The organism is Chitinimonas sp. (genome assembly GCF_041904975.1).
Classification (GTDB): domain Bacteria; phylum Pseudomonadota; class Gammaproteobacteria; order Burkholderiales; family Chitinimonadaceae; genus Chitinimonas.
In genome coordinates, this window is record NZ_JAYRLZ010000231.1 from 1 (window position 1) to 6,763 (window position 6,763).

General features: G+C 58.5%; 5 protein-coding genes and 1 pseudogene. 4 read left to right on the forward strand and 2 right to left on the reverse strand.

Annotated elements, in window-relative coordinates; genetic code table 11:
- The 3 genes and pseudogenes from ACE3OH_RS17425 to ACE3OH_RS17435 all read left to right on the forward strand — a co-directional run.
- Positions 1-182: pseudogene (locus ACE3OH_RS17425) on the forward strand (hypothetical protein); the annotation flags it as partial.
- Between the two features lie 85 nt (positions 183-267).
- The gene (locus ACE3OH_RS17430) at positions 268-741 is read left to right on the forward strand and encodes an NADH-quinone oxidoreductase subunit B family protein (RefSeq protein ID WP_374356003.1); all 474 of its coding nucleotides are present in this window, start codon (positions 268-270) and stop codon (positions 739-741) included.
- A 309-nt stretch (positions 742-1,050) separates the two neighbouring features.
- Complete coding sequence (locus ACE3OH_RS17435) at positions 1,051-1,539, forward strand: hypothetical protein (protein WP_374356006.1); 489 nt, start codon at positions 1,051-1,053, stop codon at positions 1,537-1,539.
- Positions 1,540-1,911: 372 nt separating this feature from the next.
- Here ACE3OH_RS17435 and ACE3OH_RS17440 read toward each other — a convergent pair whose 3' ends face one another.
- Entirely contained in the window at positions 1,912-2,139 is a 228-nt protein-coding gene (locus ACE3OH_RS17440; RefSeq protein ID WP_374356009.1) for a hypothetical protein, read from the reverse strand.
- 86 nt (positions 2,140-2,225) lie between these two features.
- Complete coding sequence (locus ACE3OH_RS17445) at positions 2,226-2,999, reverse strand: carbonic anhydrase (protein ID WP_374356012.1); 774 nt, start codon at positions 2,997-2,999, stop codon at positions 2,226-2,228.
- Between the two features lie 758 nt (positions 3,000-3,757).
- Between ACE3OH_RS17445 and ACE3OH_RS17450 the strand changes: the two genes are divergently transcribed.
- A complete protein-coding gene (locus tag ACE3OH_RS17450) occupies positions 3,758-6,481 on the forward strand; it encodes a winged helix-turn-helix domain-containing protein (protein ID WP_374356015.1) in 2,724 nt (907 codons plus the stop codon).
- Positions 6,482-6,763 lie beyond the last annotated feature (282 nt).

Below are 6,763 nucleotides of genomic sequence, written 5' to 3' on the forward strand. Positions count from 1 at the left end.
GCTGGGCTGAGTGCGCCGATGCCTTCGGCTTTGCTGACCAGTCGCATATGAACCGTGATTTCGTCCGCTACACCGGCCATACACCGGCGGCGCTGTTGCGCAGCATCGCCGACGCCGGCGCCGACAGCTGGGCCTTCCGCTTCTCGCGCGACGAAACCTCGCAGCTGTTCCTGCCGGATTGATGCTGGCGCCAGCCATGTCGTTTCGGTTCAAGACGCCGCGCGGCGCGGCCGCGATGATGGCGCTCCCGTACCACGGAGCAACCCGATGCCCGCCCCTTCCCTGCACCACGACGGCTATGCGCTGACTTCGCTCGACACCCTGCTGGGCCATGTGAAGAGCGACAGCCTGTGGTACATGTCCTTCGGCTTGGCCTGCTGCGCGGTGGAGATGATGCACGCCGCCAGCGCCCGCTATGACATGGACCGCTTCGGCATGATTCCGCGCCCTAGCCCGCGCCATTCCGACCTGATGATCATTTCCGGCACCCTCACCAACAAGATGGCCCCGGCACTGCGGCGGGTGTACGACCAGATGCCGGAACCGCGCTATGTTGTGTCGATGGGGTCTTGCGCCAATGGTGGCGGCTACTACCACTATTCTTACTCGGTGGTGCGCGGCTGCGACCGCATCGTGCCGGTCGATGTCTACGTGCCCGGTTGCCCACCGACGCCGGAGGCACTGCTGTATGGCTTGCTACAGCTACAGCGCAAGCTGCGCCGCCAGACTATCGCCCGCTGACATGCTGACGCTATTCAGCCTCTGCCCCTTCCGGATGGAGCGGGCCGCCAATGCCGCCAGGTCCGCAGCCTTCACCAATTTCAAGACCACCGCAACGGCGGCCTCGACGACGGCAAATCTCAGTCACGATCTCAGCGTTCTATCTTCCGCACCGCGTTCAGCGCCAGGCCGCCTTGCATATCGTGGTGGTCGCAGCCATGATCCAGGGCCTGGCCTACCATGGCAGCAAGCCGACCATTTTCGAGCCAATTCCTGTTGACAATTTCCCTCCCGAAATCACCCCGCCCCCCACCGCCCAAGCCCTTTGATTTGCCCACCAAGACTCTGGACAAGACCTACCTGCCACCGGTTGAAGTGAAGATCCCTGATGACTTTCCGCCACCCGCCAACAAGCCGGTGGACTATGGCCCTCCCACCGACAAACCCGCGCCAGGCGGTCCCGTCATTAAGGATCCAGGTCCAGGCAAGGAAGACGTCAAGAAGGATGAGCGCCGCGAGGCCCGCGTTGTTTGCCGTAACTATCCGGAAATCCAGGCACTGCTGGCAGACCGCTTCCCGGTTATCGCTGATCGCGAAGACTTCAATAGCCGCGGCATCAGCCGCTTTGATATGGCCATGACCATTACGGTCGGCCCGGGCGGCGAGATCAAGAATCCGGTGATGCGCCAGACCAGTAATGCCTTTGCCGGCCGCGCCATGCAATCCACCGTATTGGCCGCCTTGAAGAAGCTGCGCTGTGATGGCCAGAGCAGCGATGTAGCCGTCGATGTACCGTTAAGTTTTACCCTTGCGGACTAGCTCTCATGGAAGTACCCAAGCATCGGGCGCCGCAATGAATCGCTCGTCAAATCGGCCGTGCAGGTTGAATTGGTATCCAACCTGCACCCGCCGACGCCACACGGCAGCCTGAAGTCAATACACGACATAAGCAAAAATAAAACAACTAAACCACTCAATCGAAGCGATTGAGAATACTGACCACCCTACCATGCCAGAATTATCCAGATTACTACAACGAACTACCTGACAATCATTTGAAGATGATCGCATATTCTGGCAATCAAGTGATTTCAATCACTTGCGCCATTACGAATTTACAAGCCATTTGCACATTGATGATCAAGGACCCGTAATCCGCATTTTCCTTGCATTACATTCCGACACCGCGAACTACTGGTTCAGTTGCTTGCCGCCTTGCAGTGGCAGAGCCTCTTCGGCAAGCGCGACAGGCTGGTGTGTCTGGGGTAGTTGCAACTGAGAAACCTTGTCTTGCGCGCTTGCAGGTACGACATTTACCGTGCTGTTTTTTACCGACTCGTTTTTATTCAAATCTTCGGCAACGCCTACGCCCATCAAAGCAGCGACCAGAAAAGCCAGTGGAGCAGCGATAACAACCATGGTGAAACTCCTTCATAGTGAAAATTGACGGGCAAATGCCCACTACAGGAATACAGGCTGGCGCAGCGCGCCAGCCGTGGCAGCGCTTAGCCGCCCTCGCTGATCAAACGACCGTTCAACGGTTGTACCGGTCGATTGTTCATCGGATACACACCACGGAACGCAGCCAGCTGATTCTTGGAAAGCGTCACCGGGTTCTTCAATACAAACCACGTCACCCCCTCGCTGCATGGCGGCGTGGTGAGCGAGCCATTGAAGGTGTAATAGGTTTTTTCTTTGGGCAACAGATCATTCAGCTTGATACTGGTCTTGGGCAACAGGCGCGACTCGCCCGAACCCTTGGGCAATTTGTCCCAGAAGGTCTTCAGGAAGGCATTGTCCTCGCCACGGTTGAACAACACCGCCACCACTGCCAATTTACCGTCTGCTGATTTGTGAACCAGGTGGGCAACCAGATCGAATTCCTTGCCATCAATTTCTTCCTCACTCGGGGTGTGGAAATGAAACTGCACCAGTTCATACTGCCTGCCATCGTATTTGATAAAGCTGCCGGGATCGTAATTCACCTGCACGGTGTGGCCATTGTTTACGATGGCGAGCTTTGACGGCGCATAGCTGAATTCGATCTTGCCCGGTACCGTCTTTTTCACATCTTTGGTCTTGATATCGATGGGTGACTGCTCTTTGCCGAGTTTGCAGGCGGCAAAACTCTTGTCCAGTTCTCCCCACTTTTCGGCACTGTCTTCGCCGTGATAACCCCAGTGTGGCTGTGCATCAGCAGCCAGGGCTGCTCCATGTGAAAACAGGGCAAGCATTGCCGCCGCCAACGACCCTGCCGCGAAGTTTCTGTCCAAACGCATATTCAAGCTCCTGCTCGATGTTCATTCAATTCAAGCCCACACGGTATCCAGGTAGTTGTTGCCGTTACCTGCCTGTCGACTCACGTTTTTTCAGGTTGCAGTGTGTGATGGCACGGGCCAGGCACACCAGTAATCAGTCCTAAAAACAACTAAGCGAACACTAAGGGCGCCCTTCCAAGCCAGAAAACCGGTGTCGCAGCTCCGCTTGCAGGGCAATCGCGTTTCACATAAGTGTTTGATTATTGGCGCTTTGCCGCTAACGCCAAGCGAGGCGTGCGGATGAGCTTCCCCCTATTCCGACTGATCCAGGCCGACTCACCAGGGGAAGCCCTGAACGAATCGAGTTTTCGACCACCAGCGCATGTCCCGCCACGCCCGGGACTTACGCGAATGCCGATAGCGCATCGATTTCTCGCTATTTCACGCCCCCCTGCGCCCTCGCATTGCGCGGGGGAGTCGCGCAATTGGCGCATGGGGTGATTCGTTCAGAGCTTCCCTCATTGCCATATGGATACCGAACCAAGCCCGCATGCGCATTCTCCGGAGAGTCATTCGCCCGACCTGCGATCCGCAATATTGCAACTGCCCTCAGCGGCCAAACGCAGGTGGCGCTGCCAGTTCACATTTGTTGCAAAGAATCAACATGCTGCATCGGCAAACGCACCAACACAGTCGCGGTACTTGTAACAAGCTCACCGATTTGTAAGTTTGTGTAACAATTACGCCGACCTTACCGACCAACTTCAGATTGCAAACGCATGACCACGCTATACCGCTATCGTTTCGGCTCGTCTGTGCTTGATGAATCCTCGAGTGAATTGACGATCAACGGCCTGGCTGTCGATATCCAGCCGCAATCGCTGCGCCTGTTGAATGCGCTGCTGCGGCATCGTGGCGAAGTGGTGTCCAAGAAAGAGCTCGAAGAGCAGGTATGGAGTGGCCGCTTGTTGGGCGAAAACGTCCTGGCCAGCGCCATCACCCGTTTACGCTCGGTACTGGGCGAATCCAATGCCGGCCTGATCGAGGCGATTCCCCGTATCGGCTACCGGATTGCCATACCGGTACAGCGCACGGTGGTCGGGCAAGGCTATGCCAGTGCGCTGGAGCTGGCAGTCGGGCAGCCGGCACCCGAGCGGCCCGGCTTCGTGCTGGAGCGGATGCTGGGCCAATCGCCTGCCGGCGAAGTCTGGCTGGGACGCAATGGCAAATCCGGCAAGGCACATGTCTACAAATATGCAGCCGATGCCGATCAGCTCACCAGCCTGAAGCGCGAAGCCACCCTGGCACAGATGCTGCACGAACAACTGGGAGACCGGAAAGACATTCTGCGCATACTCGACTGGAACTTCGAAAGCGCACCGTTTTTTCTGGAAGCGGAATATGGCGGCGAAGACCTGCTCGCCTGGAGCCAGGTAGACGGACGACTTGCCAGCCTCTCCTTAGACAGTCGCCTCGCACTGTTCTTGCAGATTGCCGATGCCGTAGCGGCCGCCCATAGCGTGGCCGTTATCCATAAAGACATCAAACCGGCCAACATCCTGATCGAGCCACAAGGCAGCGGCTGGCAGATACGGCTTGCCGACTTCGGTAGCGGCCGCCTGACCGACGACCAGCGCCTGGCGGCCCTGAGCCTGGCCGAAATCGGCGCTGCGGGCCCGCAAACGATACTGAGTGACGATGCGCGCGGCACTGCCATGTATATCGCCCCGGAAATCTGGCGCGACATGCCATCGACCGAGCGCAGCGATCTGTATTCGCTCGGCGTGCTGCTCTACCAGCTGATGATTGGCGATCTGCGCCAACCCTTGCTGCCCGGTTGGGAGCGCCAGCTCAGCGATACCTTGCTGATCGAGGAAATCCGTCAGGCTACCGATGGAGACCCGGCCCACCGCACCAGCAGCGTGGCGGTCATGATTGCCAATCTGCGCAGCCTGCCGCAGCGGCATATCGAACGGCAGCGGCAGATCGAAGCACAAGAACAAGCGCAACGCGATCGCCGTGCACTCGCGCGCGAGCGCGCCAGCCGTCCCTGGCTATTGGCGCTGATCGGCACCCTGTTTCTGGCGTTCGGCTTTTGCCTGTATGCCTACCTGAACCTGCGCGACAGTGAGCGCGCCCTGGAGCGGCAGAACGCCAATATCGAAGCCCTGAACCAGTTCATGAGCAACGATCTGATCGGCCAGGCCAATCCTTCGCTCACCGGGCAATCCGATATCTCCATCAAGCAAGCTGCCCTGCTCGCCGCGCAGAAGATCGACGCACCCGAATCTCACTACAGTCCGGAAGTCCATCTCGCCCTGCATGTCGCCATGCAGGAAAACCTTGAGGCACTGGAAAATCATCGCGCTGCTATCGAACAGGCCGAGCATGCATTGGGACTCGTGCAGGGGATGGATCATCCCGACCAGGCCTTGCTTGACCGTCTACGGGTGACTTATGCACGCAGCCTGACCAATCTGACCAAACTCGATGCTGCCGAAGCGCAGCTGGACCTGGCAAAGGCCTCCTTGCTGCGCCCGGGAGCCAAAGCGAGTGAAACCCTGGCCTGGTACTGGTACGCACGCGGCAATCTCGCCGGTGCCCGCTTTCGCTGGAGCGACCGGCTCGACTTCAACCGCCAGGCTGGCGAAGTGCTGGCCAAACTGCCCTACGCATCCATCAGCCTGAAAGAGAACCTGATCGCCCGCAATATTTCTACCAACCGCATCCTCGGCAAGCTCGATATCGCCGAGTCCATGGCGCGGGAATACCTGAAGACCAATCAGCAGCGCTATGGCCAGGCCCATTTTCTCACCTGCCAAGCCGGTCGCCGCTTGGCCGAGGCGCTGGTGGCACTGCGCAAACTGTCCGAAGGCCTGCCGCTGGCCGAGAATATGGTGCAATGCATGCGTAAAGCCAGCGGTAACGAATCCAACTTCACCGCCAGCATGTACACGGTACTGGGCAATGCTTACCTGCAGGACCGCCAATGGGCAAAGTCGGCAGAGGCGTATTTGCAGGCAGCAGCCTTGTTCGAGCGCCTCAATGGCGGGGCCATCACCCAGAGCCTGTTGTGCGCGCGAATCAATGCCGCCATCGCCCGCAATCTGGATGGTCATCCGGAGCTCGCCAAACCCGTCCTGCTACAAAGCCTGGCCGATGCAGGGCGCATCTACAGCTCGGCCGATCACCCGGTGATCATGACTGCCCGCTACAACCTGGCCAATACCTTGCTTGATCTGGGTCTTTGGCGCGATGCCGGCGAGCAGCTCGCCCATCTGGATGCCAAACAACTCAACGCCATCGACCCCAAGCCGTCGTGGCAGGCACAAATCAACTATCAGCTGGGGAGACTGGCGCGGATGCAGGGCAATAAGCAAGTGGCTATCGATCAGCTGGAAAGCGCATTCAAACAGATGCAGGCAAGCGATCCCGCCTCAATTACGTTGCCCATCCAGAAAGTCCGCGACGAGCTGACACGCGCGCAGCAGCTGGCAAGCTAGGCTCTGTTGACGTTCTGTCGTCGGAGCCTGGACCGGGTGGAGGAAGCCCGCGCGTTGCGCGGCTACCTCAACGTCGCGCCGTAGCGGGTTTTCATGCATTCAGCATCACTTCCGTGGCAAACCCGCCTCGGCGCACCGGCATCGTCATGCAAATAGCGTACAGCATGCTTGCCGCCTGGCCATCTTGTGTGAAAATCGCCGACCGCAACAGTCTTGGTCCACCTGGGTCGCTTCATCATGTCCACGCTGTATCGCTATCGATTTGGCTCATCCACGCTCGAT